This is a genomic window from Enterococcus sp. S53 (genome assembly GCF_016516865.1).
GTDB lineage: Bacteria > Bacillota > Bacilli > Lactobacillales > Enterococcaceae > Enterococcus_D > Enterococcus_D innesii.
Window position 1 is genome coordinate 20,990 of record NZ_JACVUH010000020.1, and the last position, 22,987, is coordinate 43,976.

24 protein-coding genes and 1 pseudogene are annotated in these 22,987 nt (G+C 33.1%); 2 read left to right on the top strand and 23 right to left on the bottom strand.

What is annotated here, in order from left to right:
- Position 1: 1 nt before the first annotated feature.
- From IAE45_RS16760 to IAE45_RS16805, 11 genes are all read right to left on the bottom strand, one after another.
- Complete coding sequence (locus IAE45_RS16760; RefSeq protein WP_233619139.1) at positions 2-1,327, bottom strand: ABC transporter substrate-binding protein; 1,326 nt, start codon at positions 1,325-1,327, stop codon at positions 2-4.
- Positions 1,302-1,559, bottom strand: coding sequence for a hypothetical protein (locus IAE45_RS19060; protein ID WP_233619140.1), 258 nt, complete (start codon positions 1,557-1,559; stop codon positions 1,302-1,304). Before IAE45_RS19060 ends, IAE45_RS16760 begins: the two co-directional genes overlap by 26 nt.
- A complete protein-coding gene (locus IAE45_RS16765) occupies positions 1,556-2,251 on the bottom strand; it encodes a class I SAM-dependent methyltransferase (RefSeq protein WP_140965728.1) in 696 nt (231 codons plus the stop codon). Before IAE45_RS16765 ends, IAE45_RS19060 begins: the two co-directional genes overlap by 4 nt.
- Positions 2,252-3,136: 885 nt before the next feature.
- Complete coding sequence (locus IAE45_RS16770; RefSeq protein WP_189372284.1) at positions 3,137-4,144, bottom strand: CobW family GTP-binding protein; 1,008 nt, start codon at positions 4,142-4,144, stop codon at positions 3,137-3,139.
- A 165-nt stretch (positions 4,145-4,309) separates the two neighbouring features.
- Positions 4,310-4,567 carry a hypothetical protein gene (locus IAE45_RS16775; protein WP_140965730.1) on the bottom strand — a complete coding sequence of 86 codons (258 nt, stop codon included), beginning with the start codon at positions 4,565-4,567 and terminating at the stop codon, positions 4,310-4,312.
- Between the two features lie 155 nt (positions 4,568-4,722).
- Positions 4,723-5,874: a CobW family GTP-binding protein gene (locus IAE45_RS16780; RefSeq protein WP_200126987.1), complete on the bottom strand. Its 1,152-nt coding sequence runs from the start codon at positions 5,872-5,874 to the stop codon at positions 4,723-4,725.
- 5 nt (positions 5,875-5,879) lie between these two features.
- On the bottom strand, positions 5,880-6,269 hold the full coding sequence (locus IAE45_RS16785; RefSeq protein ID WP_140965733.1) for a hypothetical protein: 390 nt from the start codon (positions 6,267-6,269) through the stop codon (positions 5,880-5,882).
- A 79-nt stretch (positions 6,270-6,348) separates the two neighbouring features.
- A complete protein-coding gene (locus IAE45_RS16790; RefSeq protein WP_200126985.1) occupies positions 6,349-7,485 on the bottom strand; it encodes an NAD(P)/FAD-dependent oxidoreductase in 1,137 nt (378 codons plus the stop codon).
- 13 nt (positions 7,486-7,498) lie between these two features.
- Entirely contained in the window at positions 7,499-8,011 is a 513-nt protein-coding gene (dcd, locus tag IAE45_RS16795) for a dCTP deaminase (RefSeq protein WP_140965735.1), read from the bottom strand.
- Positions 8,008-9,087, bottom strand: coding sequence for an ammonium transporter (locus IAE45_RS16800; RefSeq protein ID WP_233619145.1), 1,080 nt, complete (start codon positions 9,085-9,087; stop codon positions 8,008-8,010). Before IAE45_RS16800 ends, dcd begins: the two co-directional genes overlap by 4 nt.
- A gap of 28 nt (positions 9,088-9,115) precedes the next feature.
- A complete protein-coding gene (locus IAE45_RS16805) occupies positions 9,116-10,207 on the bottom strand; it encodes a CobW family GTP-binding protein (protein ID WP_200126981.1) in 1,092 nt (363 codons plus the stop codon).
- Between the two features lie 163 nt (positions 10,208-10,370).
- Here IAE45_RS16805 and IAE45_RS16810 point away from each other — a divergent pair, with 163 nt between their 5' ends.
- Together IAE45_RS16810 and IAE45_RS16815 are read left to right on the top strand one after the other, a co-directional pair.
- Positions 10,371-10,742, top strand: a complete 372-nt coding sequence (locus tag IAE45_RS16810; protein ID WP_200126979.1) for a Fur family transcriptional regulator — start codon at positions 10,371-10,373, stop codon at positions 10,740-10,742.
- Between the two features lie 11 nt (positions 10,743-10,753).
- Positions 10,754-11,011 (top strand): kinase to dihydroxyacetone kinase, encoded by a 258-nt coding sequence (locus tag IAE45_RS16815; protein WP_140965739.1) that lies wholly within the window; start codon positions 10,754-10,756, stop codon positions 11,009-11,011.
- Between the two features lie 271 nt (positions 11,012-11,282).
- On the opposite strand, the gene IAE45_RS16820 is transcribed toward IAE45_RS16815, so the two are convergent.
- From IAE45_RS16820 to IAE45_RS16880, 12 genes and pseudogenes are all read right to left on the bottom strand, one after another.
- Positions 11,283-12,497 carry a GTP-binding protein gene (locus tag IAE45_RS16820; protein ID WP_200126977.1) on the bottom strand — a complete coding sequence of 405 codons (1,215 nt, stop codon included), beginning with the start codon at positions 12,495-12,497 and terminating at the stop codon, positions 11,283-11,285.
- 468 nt (positions 12,498-12,965) lie between these two features.
- A complete protein-coding gene (locus IAE45_RS16825; RefSeq protein WP_200126975.1) occupies positions 12,966-14,216 on the bottom strand; it encodes a metal ABC transporter solute-binding protein, Zn/Mn family in 1,251 nt (416 codons plus the stop codon).
- A 100-nt stretch (positions 14,217-14,316) separates the two neighbouring features.
- On the bottom strand, positions 14,317-15,297 hold the full coding sequence (locus IAE45_RS16830) for a ZinT family metal-binding protein (protein WP_200126968.1): 981 nt from the start codon (positions 15,295-15,297) through the stop codon (positions 14,317-14,319).
- A gap of 783 nt (positions 15,298-16,080) precedes the next feature.
- Positions 16,081-17,579, bottom strand: a pseudogene (locus tag IAE45_RS16835) (transposase); the annotation flags it as partial.
- 304 nt (positions 17,580-17,883) lie between these two features.
- Entirely contained in the window at positions 17,884-18,813 is a 930-nt protein-coding gene (locus IAE45_RS16840; RefSeq protein WP_200126959.1) for a metal ABC transporter substrate-binding protein, read from the bottom strand.
- A gap of 105 nt (positions 18,814-18,918) precedes the next feature.
- Complete coding sequence (locus IAE45_RS16845) at positions 18,919-19,308, bottom strand: hypothetical protein (protein WP_200126957.1); 390 nt, start codon at positions 19,306-19,308, stop codon at positions 18,919-18,921.
- A 97-nt stretch (positions 19,309-19,405) separates the two neighbouring features.
- Entirely contained in the window at positions 19,406-19,525 is a 120-nt protein-coding gene (locus IAE45_RS19385) for a 50S ribosomal protein L32 (RefSeq protein WP_200126955.1), read from the bottom strand.
- 15 nt (positions 19,526-19,540) lie between these two features.
- Positions 19,541-19,657: a putative metal homeostasis protein gene (locus IAE45_RS16855; RefSeq protein ID WP_200126953.1), complete on the bottom strand. Its 117-nt coding sequence runs from the start codon at positions 19,655-19,657 to the stop codon at positions 19,541-19,543.
- Positions 19,658-19,700: 43 nt separating this feature from the next.
- Positions 19,701-19,970, bottom strand: a complete 270-nt coding sequence (rpsN, locus tag IAE45_RS16860) for a 30S ribosomal protein S14 (RefSeq protein ID WP_200126951.1) — start codon at positions 19,968-19,970, stop codon at positions 19,701-19,703.
- Between the two features lie 15 nt (positions 19,971-19,985).
- The gene (gene rpmG / locus IAE45_RS16865; protein ID WP_200126943.1) at positions 19,986-20,138 is read right to left on the bottom strand and encodes a 50S ribosomal protein L33; all 153 of its coding nucleotides are present in this window, start codon (positions 20,136-20,138) and stop codon (positions 19,986-19,988) included.
- A gap of 714 nt (positions 20,139-20,852) precedes the next feature.
- Positions 20,853-21,155 carry a hypothetical protein gene (locus tag IAE45_RS16875; RefSeq protein WP_233619141.1) on the bottom strand — a complete coding sequence of 101 codons (303 nt, stop codon included), beginning with the start codon at positions 21,153-21,155 and terminating at the stop codon, positions 20,853-20,855.
- Positions 21,156-22,353: 1,198 nt separating this feature from the next.
- The gene (locus IAE45_RS16880) at positions 22,354-22,962 is read right to left on the bottom strand and encodes an FGGY-family carbohydrate kinase (RefSeq protein ID WP_233619142.1); all 609 of its coding nucleotides are present in this window, start codon (positions 22,960-22,962) and stop codon (positions 22,354-22,356) included.
- Between the last annotated feature and the right edge of the window lie 25 nt (positions 22,963-22,987).

Consider the following 22,987-nt stretch of genomic DNA (forward strand, 5'->3'; position numbering starts at 1 on the left):
TTTATTTCACCACTAATTGTTGATAATCAATAGGCGCATCAGATAAACCAGAAAAGACAAAGTCCTTGATTTTACTTGTTGTTACGAAGTTCTCGTCTTTATAATCGATGGGAATGGCCAAAGTTTCGTCTGATAGTTCTTTAAAAATATCATCGAAAATACTTTGTTGTTCCGCTTCATTAGCAGCCGCCGCGTAGGTATCTAGCAATGTTGAAAGCCGTTCATCATCAGCCAGCACGCCATGGCTATCTCCCGTGTTATAAAAGAGAGAGTTCAAAAAATTATATGGCAGCAGAGCATCGGTATACGTACGATATAAAATCATATCGAAGTCTTTTGATGTCCATAAAACATCATAGTAACTTTCGCTGTCTAACGTATTGATCGTTATATTTACACCAGCTTGCTTCAGATTATTTTCAATCACTTCCGCTTGTTCTTTCCATTCTGGAAATTCAGCTGTTTGAATGACTAAGTCAAAAGCAAGGTCTTGACCGTCTTTTTCATAAAAACCATTGTCATTCATTTGGTATCCAGCAGCTTCGAAGGTCTTTTTCGCTTCATCAACATCGTAAGATACAGTTGTTTGATTCGCATCAGTTACGTACTGAACGCTACTTTGGAACAGGCCTTCAATGTCATGATCCGATAAAGATTCTTTATCGATCGCCAATTCGATTCCTTTGCGGATATCGCTGGTCAACGTCGTATTATCTGGATTAAATGCCAAAAAGTGAGACATCGTTCCTGTAAATTGATACGTGGCAAAATCATCAGAATCAGCGAGTGATTGCAGATCACTGTCCATGATCTGACCTAATGTTCCGCCTGCAATATCCACTTCGCCGCTTCGCAAAGCCAACGCACGAGAACTGCCGTCGGTAATCGTTTTGAAAATAACTTGATAGGTCAAAGGATTTTCATGGTTATAATATGGATTAGGAACCATGGTCACCTCTTCTTCTGTTGACGTACCGACTGTAAAAGGACCCGTACCAATCGCTTTTTGAAATGCACCACCGACCTGTCCATCTTCAACTGCATTTGGACTCATAATCCGCAACGGACGTGTGGCACATAATTCTGCCAACACTTGATTCGATACTTTTTTAAAATGCAAAGTGACCGTTGTACTGTCGACAACTTCGACTTTATCCAAGTGAACCAAGGTTTGCAAAGTCGTTGTTGGGTTCATTTTTTTGGCTCGCTCAATGGTAAATTTCACTGCTTCCGCATCAAAGTAGCTTCCATCAGAAAATTTGACACCCTCTTGCAAATTAAAGGTATAGGTTTTGCCGTCTTCAGAGATATCCCAAGATTCTGCCAATTCCATAATCTCCTTTCTCGCCATAAGTGATCAAAGGTTCATAAACAGCACTATAGATGGCCATTTCAGAATCGTAGCTCGTTGCGTCTAATGCATCCGCGTGGGCATCTCCTGTGATTGCAATACCGACAGATTGGCTGTCAACATTTGCCTCTTCGTTCTTCGCTGTTGAACAACCTGCCAACACCCCTATTAAAATAACTGGCAATAATAAGCCTAGAATTTTTTTCATTTCAAGTTTCCTTTCACTGGTGCTTTTGTCGCTTTGATCAAATAACTGCTTTCACAAGACTGGATGAAATCCGCTACAGATAAATAAAACTTTTTGTAGTCCGTCACTTCATAGATTGATTTGGTATATTCTTTGATTAGTTCAACAGAAAAACCATGTGAGACCAAGCTATCCACGACCTCATTCAGCGTTTTTCCTTGCATTTTGGTTGCGCCGTATGCATCGATCACGCGTTTCATATAATCAAAACTAGGATTATTCGTTTGATCTGCAAATGAAGCATAGTATACGCCACCATCCACTAAAACATCATTAATCATTTGGAAATGCTCATCCAAATCTTCAATCAAATATAGGACGGATGTACTGATTGCCGTATCAAATTGTTGGTCTAAAGATATAGCATCCCCTGTATTTAAATAGCGTATTGGTTTGGTTCCCACCCGCGTATTGGCTACTTCCACAGCTTTACTCGCTAAATCAATCCCGACACCGCTTGTAAATGGTAGTGCATCGTGTAATTTCCGTAGAAAACCACCTTGGTTACAGCCAAAATCCAATACTCTCTTTGCCATGATATCTTTAGGGTTCAGTAAAGTAATAATATTTTGCCATGCTTCTTGATGGTCATTTTCCATCTCTTGGTCCCCATTTGTTCCTTCTAACCACCAATGATCATATGTGTCTGTCATGCTAAATCCTCCAAATTATACCAATTTATAAATAGTAATCATTACGTTTTACAAAACCAAATAGTACCAAATGGTATTGATCCTGTCAAATGTTTTTTAATTAATTTAGATAACCCCTCCTCAGTGATAATTATAACAAGTTAGTTTTCATAGTTTTTATGGAGTATTTGTAGAAATCCGTTATATTTTGTTTTTTTACAAAAATATTTCACAATATTTAGTCTTAGTGAGTGATCATAGAATCTCCTATCAATGCGATTTTTCATAAAAAGTATTATTTTGGGTTAATAATAAAAATGATAACTTCAACAAAAAGTTAGTTTTTTTGGTCTAACTGCTGGGGGTCGCTTCACGTCCGATGTCTTTTTTACTATTCTATCTAAAACGAATAATTTTTAGACAAGCTCTCGTACTATGTAGAACATTTCTCAAAATCCATAAATATAACGAGACAATCAAGGAAACAGAACTGCTATTTTATTCCATGGGAAAAATAGCGTAAATCCCTAACCACAACAATCAAGCTGCCTTTGTTTAGGAGATTTCATATCATGTAAACCATCATTATATAAGTTCAAGTGATTGAGACTAAATTTTTTGAAACAGTAGTTTCTAATCTTGTTTGTCGGGTGCTATTATTAGTAAATGGTAATCAATATTTACCGTGTATTCAGATAAATAATCACTATAATTTGTTACTACTAATCAATACCATCTATTCCTAAAAATTCATTGGTCAACGCCTAATATGTCATAAAAAACAAACATTATTGCAATTAAAATTTATCATTCGTTCTCTCAAAAATAATGGTGAAATTTAGTATTTGGTAAGCTAGTTAACATTATTTATTTTTTCATTATTAAAAAACTGGGATAAAACAGAACTCACATGAATTTCCCTAGCTCTACAAGCGAATACTCAATTTCTTTTCTAGGTAAATCTTTCCCTATAATTACTATTTTCGAGAAATTTTCATTGTATCTTTTAGATGAATGAGTTAAATCATAAGTTTGACACACACCTTGCAAATACAAATCATCTTCTATGTCTCTACATACCAAAATTCCTTTGTAACGATAGAGGTTTTCTCCATAATTCATGCACAACCATTCCAACCAAAGGGTCCATAGCTTTTTAGTATATTTTGTAGTCACTTTAAGATTGATTGCTATAAAATCATGCAAAGGATTTAAAGTTTCTAAATTATCATATTTAGGCGAGAATTTCAGTTTGGAATCGTTCGTATTAAATTCATCTTCAATTAAATATGGGAAACGATTAAATAACTCTTGATCGAAAAAATCGCTTGATGAGAAATAACCATCTAACAAGAAATATTTTATCTTTGCAAAGGGATTAATTGTCTTGATAACCTCTACCATCTGTGACTGTATTCGGTTATCCTTCTGGTATTTAGAAATGATCAATTGATCTGCAGCAACAATTTGCTTTCCCACTTCGGTAAAACGCTCTTTATAATTGCTAAAATTTTTTGCATCTACGATTGTAATGACTGTATCAATATAAAAATATAGTGATATATAATTACTTGTTGTTATCTTTCGAATAATAGAAATTGGATCGGCGATTCCAGTAGTTTCAATAATAACTTTTTTAATTGTGTTCCCTTTCTTAATAAATTCTTCTACAATCGATCTAAAAGTTTCTTCAATGTCCGACTGCATTATACAACACATACATCCGTTATTTAATTGAAAAACTTTATCATCCGTGTGTATAAGAAAATCATGATCAATACCAATTTCTCCAAATTCGTTTTCAATTATAATAATTTCATTTTTATTAACTTTTGTTTCTGACAGCACTTGATTGATTAACGTTGTTTTCCCTGCACCTAAAAAACCACTTACAAGAGTAATGGGGATCCCCAAAATATTTCCCTCCATTATATTTTCAGAAGACTGGCTATTAACAGAGTGAAATTATAGTTCACTTTTTCTGTCTCAAAAATTCCATTTTTTATTTTTGGTTAAAATAGCTTTAGTTTATTGCTTTCACGAAATTTATTTTAGGTTTTTATAAACAGCTTTATTATACTATTCGCAGTTATTTAGACTATTTTCTTTTAACCTCAGCATCTTTTCTTCTTTTCTTCTTTTCCAAGAATTGACTTTAATAAATTTACAGTCCCTATCATTTTTTAAAAATCTTGATACTGTATCTTGGCTCATATCTAATTTATTAGCAATTTCTACAATTGTACTTCCATTTTGTCGCATTTCTTTCGCTTTCAAATGATTTTCATAAGCTTCCATTTCTAAAGGGTCATAAGATAACTTTTTTTTTCGACTCATAAGTTTAAACTTCTCTTTCTAATGTAATTTTATTAAAATCACTTATTCTTAATGGGATTCCATTATATTGAAATTATTTACTTTATCCTTAAAAAAATACAGTTCCTCCTTTATCTTATGATTTTTTGTTTCCTTACCACTATAAAATAATTTAGTTAGAAATAATCTACTGTTTTAAAAGGATCACTTTCTATTTGAACTGGTTCCCCTTCTTTAACAAGACAATTATTCAGGTCTTTTATAATTTGTTCCTTTTTCATATTTGTACCAATAAAAACTAGTTCTATCATGCGATCGCCGTATAAAGGATCCCAAATATCTTTTAGGTTAGTACGAATAGACAACATTTTTTCAATTTCCCACTTTTTTAAAGCAGCGATCCAGTAACCACTATGAATAATGTCCATCGCTCTTCCGGACTGGGAAATTTTAATTACGTTGTTTGGCTGAGAAACAAACCAAGCTACTCCTTTACACCGAGTAACTTCTTTCGGCCACCTATCAAGCCATTGATCAAAACGTTCAGGATGAAAAGGTTCTCTCCGAGTATAAACAAAGGTATCAATATGAAAATTATTTTCTAGCTTCTCTAAATTATAGGTTCCATTGTCAAATAGATTAATTTCATCTTCTCCACTGAACAAGCGAGTATTCGTAATTTTATTCACTCCTACTTGAGAAAATGTGCATTCTATAAAATGAGCAGTAGGTTGAATTTGCTTCACTATTGTTTTCAAGTATTCTTTTTCTTTTTCGGTCACCATATCGATTTTATTAAAAAGCAAAATATCACAAAACTCGATTTGATTCATAATCACAAGATTGCTCTCAGTATAATTTTCATTAAATTTACCATTTTCCGAAGAAAATTGTTGAGCTAACCTAAACACATCAACGACTGTAATTAGAGCATCAATTATACTAACTTCTGTTAGCTGAATATGATTGTTGCTCTCTCCGTGTTGAATATATTTTGCAATTAAATCTGGTTGAGCAATGCCTGTCGATTCAATATATATTTCATCAATTTTTCCAGAAGAAGAGAGTGTATAAACAGCTTCAACTAGATCTTCTTTTAGACTGTGACTGATGCTACCATTTTGCAATGATATAAGACAATCTTCCTCGGAAAAAAACTCGGAATTTCTAATGTTTTTGGCATCAACATTTACTTCAGCCACATCATTTACAATAATTCCTACCCGTTTTTTTTGCTTACACTTCAGTAAATGTAATATCAGACTAGTTTTTCCTGAACCTAAATATCCAGAAATGATTGTTATAGGTACTTTACCGTGTGTATCCATCCCTTTTATTCTTCCTCTTCCATCTGAGTATTCAAAAATGCTTGAATCTGAAGCTTTTCTTCATAGCTAAACCAGTCCGAATCAATCATTTTATTTAATACGTTTTTTTGCGTTGAAGAAATCTCCCAAAATCCATTAATCATTTGAAACAAGGATTGATCAAACTTTTTAAAAACAGGATAAATTACAAGAAATTCCTCGAAACTGATGTTTGGTTCTTCGACATATTCTTGAATCCATTGATTATCAATCGCTATTTTAGTTGCTGAACCATTATTATTAATAAATTGATTGTAGATAAGAAATTGATAGACTTCTGCTTTACTTACTTTGTCATCATTCTTAAAAAATTTTTCATAGCATTGCTCTACTAATGGTGGATAAATAATATTCATTTTAAAAAAATCACATCCTTTAATATATTATTAATTCTACAAATTCGCCCATTGAAAAATTTTCATTACCATACATTATTTAACAAGTACATGTTACATCACAATCAAAACAGTCATCTAAATAAAAAGATTGCTTTTTATAATACTCTATTTTTTTGGGATCAACGATAAGATCATTTCTCTGGGCAATTTCGTTAGCAATCAATGCAAATCGTTGTCTGAATTTATAAACATAACAGAATATCGCAGAACCGTTTCGTACACTCGGTCCTGTTAGAAAAACATTTTTTGCTACAGTTGATTCATCAAATTGATTTAATAACGCCTCTCCGTTTTCTTTATACTCAAATAAAGATGTAGCAATTGTTTTTACGCCATTTTGAAATCCTGTACAAAGAATTGGTGTACTTTCCGCCTTAAATGATTCTCCATTATCAGTAATCAGTTCGTATTCAGCTGCTAATTTCTCGATTCTTCTAATTGTTGCAGATGTAAAAATTTTGATATTTCCAGAGATTTTTTGATTTACATGTAAATCAAAAAATCTCTGTCTTGTATAAGGCGATAGTCTTATACTTGGATCTGCTTCCCTAGAATCTAAACCAGAACTTTTTGTATAGATAGACACATCTTTACCTAATTTTGCTAATTCAAGAGCGGCGTCAATTGCACTTTCATTTCCCCCGATAATCGTTTGATGTTCACCTTCAATTTCTTCCCAAGAATTTACTTCTGCGTAATGCAATCCAAATCTATCAGCACCTTCAATGCTGGTTTTAGCTGGAAAAGAAAATTCTCCTACAGCAAAGATGAGATAATTCGTAGAAATCGTTCCTTTAGTTGTCTCTATAAGATAATTTTTTTTTTCTTTTTTTATAGTTTTAACTGTACAACCTGTCTTAAGTGGAAGATGATATTCATCTGAAACTAATTGCAAGTATTCTGCGTAATCAGTACCTGAAAGCCGTTCTTTTCCTAGAGTATACGCAGGAGATGTATCAACCGCTACTGCATTTAAATCAGACATACCAAACCCATTACTTGTAAAAGAAGGGGTAATAAATCTCGTCTCTTTCGGCCAATTAGCAAAACTGTTTCCAACTTTTTCTTTTTCAAGAATCACAAAATCAGTTATTCCAAGTTCTGTTAACGTGACTCCCATTCCAACGCCTGCAGCTCCAGCACCTATAATTACGATTTCTTTTTTCTCTACCATATTCTACCTCCACTTAAAATTCCAAATACATTTTACTAGCTTCTAAACCACTGTTCTCAGAGTATTTTTTCCGATAGAGATCATATTCACCTTCGATTGTATGATAGTAGATCTGACAAATATCAATTCCAGGATAAATCCAAATCGGAGCAATCGCATGCATTTCTAATGTCCAATATCCAGAGAAACCTATATCACCAAACCCAGCTGTTACATGAATATTTAATCCGAGTCTCCCTAAAGAAGATCTTCCTTCTAACATAGGTACGAAAAAGTCCGTTGCAGTGTACTCAACCGTTCTTCCTAAATATAGGTGATGGGGTTCAAGCAGAAAACCAGATTGCGGAATTGTAAATACCTTCATTTCATTTTTTCTTTTCACATCTAAAACCGAATCCGTATAAACTCCAATTTGATTATGCAATCGCAAATTATAACTATTAGGATTGATTTGTTCTTCATTAAATGGAGTGATAATAATTTTATCATTTTGTAACTCTTGAATTTTTCTTCCTGATAAAATCAACGTTTCACCTCCGTACTTGAAATATATTCTGTTTCATTATTCTTTGAAGATGATTGTGCATCAAAATCATTAATCAACTTTCTCAAAAAATAATGAATCAAAAAACTTAAACCAAAACTCCATAAACAAACATAAAAGGTCCCGACCAATTGATTAAAAAAATTCCCGTTTTCTGCTAGAATACCTGTTAAAATAGACCCAATAATTCCGCCAATCGCGTTCATCCCAAAAGAATCTCCTGCATCATCAAAGTTTGGAAAATGCTGATGTATTCTTTCAATAACAATTGGGCAAGCAATACACACAATTATTGAAATCAACAATGAAGCGCCTGGACCCACATAGCCTACAGAACAGGTACTTCCTACCAAGCCAACAATCATTCCATTCATCAGGTCAAAAACAGAAATTTGTTGTTCTAGTACTCGTTGTGTTAAAAACCAGCTTATTCCTCCACCTATAATTGAAATAAGCGTATTTACCCAAATTAGGATTGCTGCTTCTCCCATCTCACCTGAAGGAGCCATATTAAATCCAAACCATCCCAAAGTAATAAATACCATTCCGATAAAAGCCATTATTTCTTGTATATCAGATGGTCCTGTAATCTTTGAGCGAATAGGTAAAGTTCTTGCCAAAACAAGACTACCTATCCCGGCAGTGGCGTGTACGACTAATCCCCCAGAATAATCTAAAACACCAATATCACTCAGCCAATTCTGTTCTCCCCACAATGAATAACACACTGGAGCATAGATAAATAAAATCCATAAAGGAACATACAAGGCAATGTATTTCCAGTTACTTCGTTCTAGCACTGAGCCTACAAGCATAATTACTGCATATAGGCAAAAGAGTAGTTGCAAAACTAGTGAAACAACTTCATCTGGTAATATCAAATCAGAAAAAATACTATATTGAATATTTCCATAAAAGCTTAATGAATATCCCACAGACAACCAAATTGCAGTAGTAGAAAGAATAGTGATTATTCCCAAAACTAGTGTGTGACGTATATACTTGCGATCGATCATACCGATATAATACAAAATAACCCCAAATATCATCAGCCACATAACCCCAAAACACAGCCAAAGAAATAGATTATTCATAGGAATTCCTTAACTGACGGTCAGATGAATTTTTTTTACTATCAATTAAAAGCAAATCTGTTATCTCTTTTTGTGGTAAATTCTTTCCAATTAATACAATTTTTGTCTCTGGGGATCCCTTCCAGGCTTGTCCTTCTTCAAGTTTATAGGCCATGTTAACTCCTTGTAAAACGATCTGATACGGTTGTCCTTCAATGCTCAAAATCCCTTTATAACGCATCAAATCCATCCCGTATTGAAAAATCAACAATCTAAGCCAACTAACAACTTGTTCTTCAGGCAGAGGAGAATTGCTTGTAATCACAAAGGTATCTACGTCTGTGTGGATATGATGATGACTTCCATGATCATGGCCTTCGTGATTATGGTCATGATCATGGTGTCCACTTTGTTGGTGTTGATTAGCAGTATGGTTATTTATCATGTGGTCAATATCAGCATTCACATTTTTTGCACCCGAGATGGATCGATCGAATAAATCTAATCCAATAATGTCCTCATAAGTAACTGTATTCATATTGAGTACAGCTGTATCAACAAGAGAATTGATCTTATTCAGCTCTTTTTTTAATATATTCACTTCGCTTGTATCAGTCAGATCTGTCTTAGTAAGAAAAATTTTATCTGCAAAAGCTACTTGCTCAACCGCTTCGTTATAATTTTCTAGTTGGTAAAAACCATTTTTGGCATCGACCAATGTGATTAAACTATCAATAACAAAATGTTCATTTAATAATGGGGTACGAATAATTGTTTGTGCTATAGGACTAGGTTCTGCTAAACCACTTGTTTCAATGATTATCCGATCTATCGACGTACTACCTTTCTCAGCAACTTGCAAAATAGCCAGAAACATGTCAATCAAATCTTCTCGTAATACACAGCACATACATCCATTATTCATTTGAAAAATCTGTTCTTGCTCATTTGATAAGACTAATTGATGATCAATTCCAACATCTCCGTATTCATTGACTATAATTACTACATTTTCATCTTTTGTATCTTTCATAAGTTTATTTAATAAAGTAGTCTTTCCTGAACCCAAGAAACCTGTAAGAACTGTAATTGGTATTAAACTCATTCTTTTACCTCCTTCGTATTAAAACGACTTTTCAAACAATTGCAAATCATTTGCAATTATCTTAAACGAAAACTTAGTTATTCGTCAATGTCTAATTGCAAATTATTTGCAATTATTTTATAATAGTTGATATCTTAGATAATGGAGGTGATAATTCTTGCGAATGACTAGGCAACGAAAAGCTATCATTGAATTATTTGAAGAAAATAAGAATCAAGCCTTAAATGCAGAAATGATACATCATTCAATTGGAAATAGTTTAATGAACCTTTCAACAGTTTACAGAACCATGGATAAGTTATCTGAAATAGGTTTGGTTCAAAGAATAACCATAAACACTGTTGTTTATTACTGCTTAAGCAATAGTGAACACAGACATTTTATGCTTTGTACCAATTGCAAAAAACTCGTACCAATTCATTGTTTCTTGAAAAAATTTCTACCAACGTTAGAAGTCGAAAATGATTTTTTAATTACTAGTCACGACATCACCATTTTAGGGCTATGCAGCACTTGCAAAAATATAGTTGAATAGGAGAACAAATAATGGAACTCGGAAATTATAGATATGACACACAGTTGCTACTAGAAGGATTTAATTTAAATGAAGACACTCTTTCGGAATACATTACCTCTAATTTTGAAGGAGATTGTTTACTAGTTGTAGGAGATGAATCTTTAATTAAAATTCACTTTCATACGAACGAACCTTGGCTTATCCTAGAATATTGTTCAACACTAGGCGAAATTTTCGATATTGTTATTGAAGATATGTTTCGTCAAGCAGATGGTAAAAAAGGCTAATTGAAAAGTAATTTTCTCCACTCTTTTTATAAAAAAAGAGAAGCGCCACATATCTCTTTTGCTTGACTAAAAAGACATCTTCATTTGAAGAGGTCTTTTTTTACATACCAAGAAAGACGCCAATCTTTTACATTAATCATTATAAAGCTTATAAGATACATGAATGACACTTGAGACATTCGATCGTTTCAAGCTAATTAGTTATTATAAGATACTCCATAAATATTCATTATTGGAAATATATTTTTATACCTTTATCGTTGCGATTCGTTCAGTCTCCAACAATAGCGAATTTCTTTTCCCAAGGATAAGGAGATATTCTACTGAAAAACTCCCCATCATAGCTTTCTTCATCTACTATACAATCGTCTAGCTGAGTCTGAATTAGCTCTCGGTCCATATCCATCCCAATAAAGACTATTTCTGTTAAGCGATCGCCATATAGAGGATGCCAACTTTCCCTTAAATTTGGGTTCAACTTTATAATTTGATTTCGTTCTTGTTTTGGAAGAGTAGCTATCCAATATGTCAGCGGTGAAATACTTTTATGGTTTCCTGCGGTCTCAAAAAGAACAGAAAAATCACTATGCTGTGCTAACCAGACAAATCCTTTTGATCTAGTAACGGATTTCGGCAAATTACGTTCAGCAAAAACATGAAATTTATTTGCATCGAAGGGTAATTTGCTTCGATAAACAAAACTAGAAATACCATATTCTTCAGTTTCAGGAACATGATCTTGAAATCCCAATTCCAATTCCTTCAACCAACCAGCTGAATACGAAATCTTTTCCATATCAAAAAGTTTCGTATCCAGAATATCCTTTAGGTCAATTTTGGCTTGAACGGTTCTAATAATTTTAGCTTCTGGTTGGAGCTTACGAACTAACTGTTCGATTTTGTTAATTTTTTCATTCTCTAAAAGATCGCATTTGTTTAATAAGAGAACATTACAAAATTCAATCTGATCAATCAGTAAGTCTCGTATATCTCGATCCTCTTCGTCAATATCTCCTTGGGCTTTTCGTTGTTCAATTTTTTCTCCAGATTGAAAATTATCCCAAAATCGACTTACATCAACAATTGAAACAACAGCATCTAGCACTAGTTTATTGGTCAAATCAATCCCCAAAGGGTTGTCCGGCAAAACAATCGATTGCGCAATTGGAATGGGCTCACTTATCCCTGAAGATTCAATCACAATATGTTCAATCGAACCATCAGCCACGATATTATTAAGTTCAACGATTAAATCCTCACGTAGCGTACAACAGATACATCCATTAGCCATAGAAACTAGTTTTTCATCAGTGCGTTTGAATCCCCCGTGATCAATTAAAGCCTCATCAACGTTTACCTCTCCCATGTCATTTACAATAACCGCAATTTTTTTCCCATGGTTGCCATGCAAAATATTATTCAACAGAGTGGTTTTACCTGAACCTAAATATCCTGTTAAAACTGTTACTGGTACTCTCTCTCTCATAATTTCCTCCTTAAATTTATTCGTTGGTTGATAAATTCAATTCTACTATTTGCTTAAAACTACACAAAGCGTAATCGTTACGTTTTAAACAGTACCACAAAAACGGAACCTAAACAACAAGAAATTAATATTTTTAATACTATACTCTATTCGCAATTTCTTCTCATTAGCAACATTCCAGATATTAAGTTCCTTAGTTATATTTGAAGATATTCTTCCAATAAATTTATTTAGTCAATAAATTTTCGACCAAATAAAAAATATATCTATCATTTCCGGATTTTATTAAACTGAAAAAACTCTAAATTTAAATCTTTTTTAGTTATTATTCTCGAATTTATGATAAATTATAGCAATTTTTTCTATATAAAAAAAAGAGTGGATATCTCCACTCTACAGATTTCTAACAGAATTCCTCTTTTCCACTTTTTTATTTTGACATTTTTCCTAAAATCTATTATCAAAAATTTAGTTTACACTTAGTTTTAAAGCTTGAAGATTTTTTCTCATTAGGGTTATATAGTCAACCCCTTGATCTTGCATATCTTGAGTAATACCTTCAAGATCATATAATACTTCAATATCCGTACCAGTTTCTTGTGCTATAGTTTTTGCAATCGAAGAATTTTCACCGTGTTGGTAATAAATGATCGGTAAATCATACTTTTTCATTAAATTCGTTATTTCACTTATCCGTGAAGCTGTAGGCTCAATCTCAGTTGACAATCCTCCAACAGAAACTTGTTCTAGGCCATAACGCTTTGCGATATATCCAAATGCTTGATGTTGCACGATAAAAACACGTTTGTCAGCTGAATCAAAAGCAGCTTGATACTCTTGATCTAATTTTTGTAATTCCGAATTGAACAATTGGGCATTTTTCTCATAATACGATTTTCCAGCTGGATCTGCTTGAATCAAAGCAGCTTTTATTCTATCAACCTGATCTTGTGCGAGTACAGGATCTAACCATACATGCGGGTCTAACCCATTATGATCATCTATAATAACAGAAATCGATTTTGATTTCTCTAGTTGTTCTCCCTTGCTATTATAAAGAACTACTTTCGTTTCAAAGTTCTTCCCAGTTGTTGTATACTCAAACTTATCGAATCTAGCATCTTCTACAGCTACCCAATTCCCTTGCTCCGTCTTGATATACCATTGAAATTTATCAGAGCTTACATTTTCTTTTGGTTCAGCGACTAGTTGTACAACATCACCAGTATGATAATGACCTGCTACCCCTTTAACTTCAATCGTTTCGGGAACATCTTCTTCATTGAGAATATTACCGTCGTTTTCCGTAATAACAGAGTTTTGGTTTTTTTTCGAATTTTCCGATTGAATAAACTCGCTATTATTAGCAGATCGAACTACAATTAGATTTTCACTATCTAAAGAGTTCATCAAGCTACCTACCCACGTTTCCATTGCACTACTACTGTATATAAAGATATCCGCTTCATTAATAGTAGCTACATCCTTCGCACTCGGCTCAAAACCATGTACGTCTGTTCCTGGAGTCATTAACATTGAAATATCCGCTCGGTCACCCGCCACTTCCTTCGTAAATTCGTACATAGGATAAAAAGTTGTAACAATGGATAACTTCTTCGTTATATCATCTTTTTCGTTGCCTTTATCTAAATCGCAAGCAGTAAAAGTTACTAATGATGCTATAGATAGCAAAACAACCAACAGCTTTTTTTTATACATTTTATTTCTCCTTAAAAAATCTGCTAATCATAATGACAATTAGCAGACTTTTTTTATTTTGGTATCGACAAAACAAACAACAAGCATTATTTAATTAGACTTAATGAGCGAGCATTTCATCGACAATTCCATTACTATCTAAGTCAGCTGGATAGTAGGTTGGCCAATTTGACGATTTTTCAGTTAATTTATCTCGAGCATCTCCTGCATATAGATGATAATGATAAGATTCATGTGGAGTAATATAATGATCGCTAAAAAGAATAAATTTAGGCAAATTATCTGGGCCATCAATTAATTTGTATGCATACCGCACTCCTTTTTTCCCATCGCCTTTATCTAATATTTCAAATCCATCATTTTCATAAGTTCCTACAGTTTCTTTCCCGCCCTCATAAAAAGCAACTGTATCTTTATCAATAACCATTCTTTCTATTTCAGTTTTATATGCAGTAGCATAGTACTCTTTGTATTCTTCAGGAGTTTTGTCTTCATTTTCCTCTGATTTATGTTCAAATACTTCATCCAATTCACCTGACAATAGATACGGATAAACAGATTGCCAATCCCCTTCAAAATCAGAAAGATCACGGTCTTCTACTTGATCTTCATCAAAGTATCCCTCTGCAATTTTTTGATCTTCTTCTGTACCTCCGTGGTGGTCATCAATAATGATTTTAACAGGATCAGACTCAGCGTATACTTCTTGATTGTCATTAACCAATGCAGCTTTTATCTCTAGACCATTAATCGTTGCTTCACCAACAAAATCTTGGGTTTGCTGAGCAGGTGACTTTTTCCATTTAGCATTTTCGTCTTCTCTCGTAAACCAGTTCCAATGCGGTGTATCAATTTCATTTTCTAAAATGGCACTCAACTCTATGGCATTACCCGTATGATAATGATCTGATAAACCTTCTATTTGAATTTTCCCTATATCTTCGCTTTTCTTGTTGGATTGTAACACTGATGTATCCGAATTGACTGCAACACCTTCTTCAGAAGATGAATCGTTACCACACGCACCTAAAAATACAATTGCCCCTGCTAAGACTACATATTTACCAAATTTGTTCCCCATACAACACTTCCTCCGTTTTTAAATCGAAATAATTACGATTTATATCATAACATCTTAATCTACAACTGTCAATATATTAGCAAAGAAAAAGCTAGGTTTCATATGATAGCAAAAGTAATTGTCCAAATTAAATTAATAAAATCACTCGTGCGTTAAACCCGCTGTGAATGAAAACAATAAAAAAATTTTAAAAAATGGAACTGACAAAGTATCGATAATTGAAGCGATTCTGGAAATTACTCCTTAAGCATGCCTATGATCTGGATAGTCCCAATTATCAATATGATCAATCCTTTCATAAAACGCTGAAACAAAAAGTGATTGTCGATGAAGTTTTGAGTTAAGACGAGCAAATAACAATGGCTTACGTGACCTGTCAGTTCATCCTCTATCACTTTAAATATAAGGATAGCCAAAGCTTTTTCTATACGATCAACAGCTTAGAACAACGCCTCCCATAATTTTTTTGTAAGAAGCTGACCTTTTCAAATAAATACAAACTTGGGATTCTATATAGTTTAAAAATCAGATATAGTAATGGTGTATTAGGTTGAACAAACAACAAGATAAAAGTGATAAAGTGAGTAGCCTATGGCTATCGAAATTCCCGCAATTTTCGAGTAAGAATTTCCCTTATTCAAGGCTGGATTTTCCAAGTTAAGCAAAAGGGGGCGTGACATAAGTTAGTTGGTTACGACCTCGATAAAAACAAAATGCACGCGAAAATATTTTTATTTTCGCGTGCATTTTATTTTTTTAATATAATTGGTTGGTTTAATTACTTATTTTTGCCAGCTTCATCATATTGATTGCCGTAATCAGTAACCTGATTGCTTTCTTACATTATCTAACCCTCGAACTGTGTATCGAGTGAAGCCTAAACAAGCCTTCATAAATCCGAAGACTGTTTCTACATCGATCTTCCTGCGGCTATAAACCTTTCCGGTTTCAGGCGTAGAAAGAAGCTCATTTTGTTTGGCTTTATGATATTCTCAAGCAGGGTTTACTGTAATTTTTCTAATATACCCCTTCGGTGTTAGAGCTTCGGGAATCATTTCTTGATTTAGATCGATTTTTTCTGCTTGATATTCTTTAAAATCTCGAATAAATCCATCTTTATCGGTTCTTTTGCGATAGGCATGAAAATTAAATCGCACACCTTTAGGATCGATATAGTAATTTGCATGTTCATTGTAAGTCCAGTTCATTATTTTTTGCTCATCGGTTTTCCACTTTTTACTTATCTCTTTTAAAAAAGTCCCGTAGGGAATAAGCGCGGTATGTTGAGGGAGTTCATCTTCTAGATATCGATAATTACTTTCAGAGCCATAACCTGCGTCTGCGACAATATATCGATGTGATTGGTTAGTCACATTCATTTTTTCAAGTAATGGTTGTACGGTTCTAGTGTCAGTTGGGTTTTGAAAAACATCATATCCTAAAACAAATTGATTATAAGTAGCGATTTGTAAATTGTAGGCTGGCTTTAATTGACCATTCATCATATGATCTTCTTTCACGCGCATGAAAGTAGCGTCATGATCGGTCTTTGAGTAACTATTTCTGGCACCCATAAATAGAAAACTGATCTTGGTGTTCAATCAGCTTCTCTCGTTTTTCAGTTAATTTGCGTACTTGACTTTTTAGCGTTCTGCGCTGTTTTTTTGCGGGATTAGGTGAAATTCGTTTCGTTGACTGGACTTCTTTTTCAATTTCTTCCAATCTAAGTTCCATTCGTGTCAACAGCTCATCTACCATCTCTAGTGTAAGGGAAGTCCCTTCGGGAATCTCTTTTACTGCATAAGCTTCTTTTAATTCCGTCATCAATCAAAGGAGTTTTTCACGATTCATCTGTTCAAAACGGATCGTGTTTTTCTTCCAGACAAAGCTGTATTTATTCGCATCGGCTAGAATTTTCGTACATCAATAAACAACGCATCATCAATGAGATTACGCGAACGAAGATACTCGGTCAGATGTGTTAATTTTTTATTCGTCAATTCCTGCACATCATTGGACACACAGAAACGGGCATATATATATTTTCTTCAGCCAATCGCTCAATCTTGCGACTGGCGAAGGTTTCTCTAGTATAGGCAAACAGAACTAGCTTCATCAGGGCACCCAGATCATATTCTCTAGGAACATCCAAAAATATACGGCTCATTGATTTGAAGAGGTTGCATTAATTCGTTGATGAAAGCAGCGACGTGATATTCTTTTGGAGAAAATGAAGTTGATAGGTCCAAAGTGAGTTGATCCATGTTATAATATGTATACATATTTTTTAGTCCTTTCAGGATTAAATGTTTGAAGTATGGGCGGCTACTTGTGCTTCTTTTATTTTAACTAAAAAAGGGTATGAAATGAACGATTTTGAAGCGACCCCCAAAAGTTAGACCAAAAATCTAACTTTTGGGGGTCACTACATTTTTCGTCATTTCTTGCGTTTTTTTTATTGCAGACTTATGTCACAGCCTTATCCGCTTTCCATATCATTAATACCTAAACAGTTTTCTATTAATTTATAGCTTTATTTTTTAAATAAATTATATTTCTCACTCTCACAAAAAAATTTATACTATTCTATTTAATTGTTTTTGCTAAACTTTTTAAATTGTCTTTCATAATTGAAATATAGGTTACTCCATCGTCCATATCTTCTTGTGTGATACCTTCTATCGGACTCAATACTTCTGTTTGAACACCCGTTTCATCAGCTAATGTTTCGGCTACTTTGGATGTTGCATTTTCTTCAAAATAAATAATTTTTATTATGTTGCTTTCAACAAATGTTTTTAGCTCTGCAAGCCTTGCTGCACTCGGCTCTTCTTCAGGAGAAATTCCAGAAATTGCTTCTTGTTTCAAATCATATTCTTTAGCCAAATAACCAAACGCAGCATGTTGAGTAACAAACGAACGCTGTTTGGCATTTTTGAATGCCGCTTGGTATTCTTCATCCAAATCAGAGAGTTGTTCTATATAAGTATCTGCATTTTTTTTGAATGTTTCTGCTTTATCTGGAAATTTCTCAGCTAATCCTTCTTCAATCGTTTGCACTTCTTTTTGCGCTAATACCGGATCAAGCCAAACATGAGGATCTAATTCTCCAGCCTCCTCACTATTTGTGTCACTTTCTGACAATGTAATACCTTCCGCAGCTTCAATTACTTTTGTTTTGTCTTGATTAACAGAGTCTAAGCTATTGGATGCCCATTTTTCAAGAGCCTCACTATTAAAGACAAAAGCATCAGCATCACTAATTTTAGTCATATCTTGCGCACTCGGCTCATATTCATGAGGCTCATTCCCTGCAGGAATCAACAAGTCAACTTGTCCTGCCTCCCCAACTACTGCTTTCGTAAATTCATACATCGGATAAAATGTCGCGACTACTTCTATCTGTTTTGAGTCAGACGATGTGTTTGAACTATTCGTTGTTTCTACCTGATTTCCACAAGCTACAAATAGACTTGTTGACAAAAGCATAAGTATCATTGACGCCATTTTTTTCATGTTTATTTCCTTCAATCTCTTTACAAATTTTTATATTTTAGTTTTAAAACTTTTTTAACTCGTAACTATCAATAGAACTAAAATTCTATTGCTTATCACTTTTTATTATCTACTTCTGGGCAATCTCTCTTCAAAAAAAGCAGTTAAATCAATCATCTCTTCTTCTGTAAAACGATTGTTTTCCCACTTTTCCAAAATTTCTATCTGCAATGTTCTATGCATCTCCCAGAAATGTTCAATCATTTTAAAATGAGACGAATTATACTGTTCAAATACTGGATATATTGATAAGAATTCAGCGAAGGTAATATCCCAATCTTCAGTATAGTCTTTAACATACCCCATTTCTAACGCTTCAAACGTGGGCTCACCATTTTCATTAATCAAACCCTTTTGATAGAAATGTTGATAAATTTCTACCTTAGTGATCGTTGGATCAAATTTTTTGTTATATCGATAAGCTTCTTCAATCAATGAAGGATAAATGATTTCCATGGTTCACCTCGCTTACTCTATCTTATATTATATTCAATTTTTCAAGAGTTGATTTTTTTCGTAATGTTCCTTTAAGGTTATGAGATAACTTTTTTATTTACCAATGATCAAATCTAAGTGAATTCTTGGAGATTTCATTTTTTTGATGCGTTCGTCGATTATTCTTCTTTGTTTTTGACATTTTTCTAGCAGGTTCATTTTGTATTTTATTTGACAAAAATCACTAATAATTTTATACTTTTTTCTTGTTTCGCTTGTAATTATGAATAATTTTTAATGCACGTTTCCTTGTCTTTATATTAGGACTTTTTAAACGTCGATACGCACTCGATAAATCTGATTTTTCCATTTTCCCCCTCCTTTTTTACTATACTATATATAGAAAAAACTACTTACCAACTAGCTTTTTTAACTCCTGGAATTTGACCTAAATGAGCGTGTTTTCGAAAATTGATTCGAGACATACCGAACTTGTTCATATAGGCTCTTGGCCGTCCGTCAATCATATCTCTTTTCTTTAAACGATTGGGATTAGAATCTTTAGGCAATTTAGCTAAAGCAGCATAATCCCCCTTCTCTTTCAATTCAATTCGTAATTCTTTATATTGCTCAACTAGTACTTTCTGTCTATTATATTTAGCGATTTTTGATTTTTTAGCCATATTTCCTCACCTAATTTATTTTTTTATTTCGCGAAAAATTGCTTTTCTACGTAGCTTTTGTGAATATTTTCTTAACTCTAATCTTTCAGGTGTATTCCGCTGATTTTTGCTAGTTAAGTAAAGTCTTTCTCCTGTTTCAACACATTCCAAAATAATATTAGTCCGCACTTTCAATTCTCCTTTCAAACAACAAATTAAGCAAAAAACAATAAACTGTAATAGTTACGTTTTGCATAATAACATAAAATATAATTTATCACAAGCAATTTTCTATTTTTCGTTATCTAAATATATGTAAAAATTTTCATATGATCTCTTTTTCAACTATCGTTGTTCTTGAACAGGTGTATCTATAAGAACTATTTTAAACCAATTAGAAAGTGAAAAAACTTTCGAAATATTTACCTTTCAGTTCGTATAAATTAATATTAATTGACTTTTTTATTATTTAATAAATAAAATTAGTTTTTTGTTTTTTTGCAAACGATTCGCATATAGATTATAATAACATTTAATAATCAGTTCACAATTAACTTCGCATTATAATGTTCTATTTATTAAACATTATGTTGAAAGAAACGTATTATGTGGTGTCTCTTTTAATATGATATCAGAACATGATTAACCAATTTGAATCAAAGCTATTTTTCAGATTTTAGATTAAATATTTTTGGGAGGAAGAAAAAAATGAAATATGATTCCGTAGTAATTGGTGGTGGTCCTACTGGTGCCAATGCAGCTTTAGGTTCTGGGAAGAGCGAAACTTTCCATGCTGTTAATAGATAATTTAGATGAAATAAACAAAGTCACACATGAGTCACAGGGTTTTATAACAAACGACAGTCTGTCACCGCAGACCATCAAAAAAAAGGAGTTCATGACTTACAAAAAATAATCTTTTTCAACAGCTGCAAACAATAACAGGAGATCTCTTTCACACAGATGCTCCTCTTCTTCTTTTTTTAATTTTTTCAATTGATCTTTTTTAGCTGATTTAATTTTCCTTAACGGCTTCGTTAGTCGGTTATAGTCTATATAATCATATTGTTCCGCCAAGTCCATTGCCTGAATAAAATAGCTTCTAATTGATTTGAAATTTACATACTCCTTAGACTTCTTATTCATTTCCTTTATCACAAATTGCTTATGCTCATTTAAATAGTTAAGAAAATATTTTCCAAACATTATCTAAATCAATATTTTCAATAAACTCCTTGTTCTAATAGAAAAATATCTTATTTTATTTACAATAAGATGCTCTCGCCTGCCTCTTTATAGTAACTAAGATATGGCGAATAAAAATGAAAGTTATATCCATTTCAGTCATTGACTTGGGATCTCTTCTTTAAATAACAACTTATATTGCCAATAACCGCAGTAAGCCCTCTGAACTGGTAGAGAACATTCATTATTCAATTTTGGTAAAATATTACACGTCAGATTCTTTATTGTAATAGAAAGCTCATATTCCTTTGTAAGCTTATCAAAAGTTTTCTTATAGCTTAATGGCATTGGAGACTGTTTTAAAATGGAAACAATTATTCTTGAGATTCGATTGAAAGAATTATGGTGGTGAGTTTTATTATGCCTTATAAAGATAGTCCTGTTGCTTAAACTTTTCCTTATCCATAATTGTGAGTGAGACTGTAGATGCTTTTGGCACACTAACGCTTCTTCCCTCTTAATGATCAAGTTTTGATTTCAAATCAAAATACTGTTTAAATAATTCTCTCCTTTCTTCAACAATTTCTCGCATAAGTTGATTGATAATTAATTTATCTTTATCATTTGACATAAAATTTTTCCTACCAAATAAATAGGAAGAAATACAAACTCTGAAACCGAATAAAAGAAATAATTGTAAATTTTCTACTATTCCTCTAAAAAAAAGTGAATCTAACTATGTCTCGATTAACATACATATTTTGGCCTTCTATAACCTGATTGCTTTATATTAATAAGCAAAAAAAGTTGATAATCCAAAAAAACATCATATTCACAAATTTTCAACGATAACCAAGATTACTATTTTTTAAGATTTATCACGGGAAAACTAAAAATAAAATTTTTCACTTTTCTACTCGCGTGATAACAATTCACTGATAAGCATAAAAAATCTGATTTTTGAATGCACTCCTTAATCATTTTTAAGTATCCACTTTATTAATTATCACTAATTTCACGGCAAATATTTTTTGTTGCTGGATAAATCTTTTTCCAGTTTTGATAGATTTTTTGATATTTAATTACATTTTCAGGTATCGGTAAAAAGCTTTTTTCTTTATATTTTACAAAACAATCCACAGTTGATCGAACATTAGGAACCCATCCACATCCAATGTAGCAATCATACAAGCTCCTGCACCTGGTCCTTGTTCCACTTTTAAGCACATAATCTCAGTATCAGAAATGTCGGCTTGAATTTGCCGCCAATAGAAATCAATCGTTTATAATGTCGATTTTTCGCTTTTTCCATAATTTTCTGAGAATTTTTCAGGTTGAAGGTTATTCCCTCTAGTACTGAACGAGAAAAATGTTTGAGTCCATAATGAGTATCTATGCCAATAAAACTCCCGCGAATTGTACTATCAAAATGTGGAGTACGTTCTCCTACTATATAGGGAGTAAACAAAAGACCCTCACTGCCTACTTGAACGTTGCGGATGTCTTTCAATAAGGATGTAAACGTAAGTTCATTAGCAAAGGTTTTTTTAAACCAATTTAGAGAATTTCCGGCTGCAAGTGTAACCCCCATCGAATATTGCATATTTGGAACTACATGGTTAAAGAAATGCAATTTCCCTTGATAATCCTTAATATCTGGTTCATATGAACTAAACACGCCACTTGTTCCCAAAAAAGCTAAACCAATCTCCTCATCGACCAACCTTGCTCCTAATGCGGCGCAAGCATTGTCCGCTCCGCCAGCAAATACCCTAACTTCATTCTTTAGTTTATCCCCTTTTTGGAATGGCAACAGTTTTTTTGACAAATTTTATAAGGTGCAGAACTTCTTT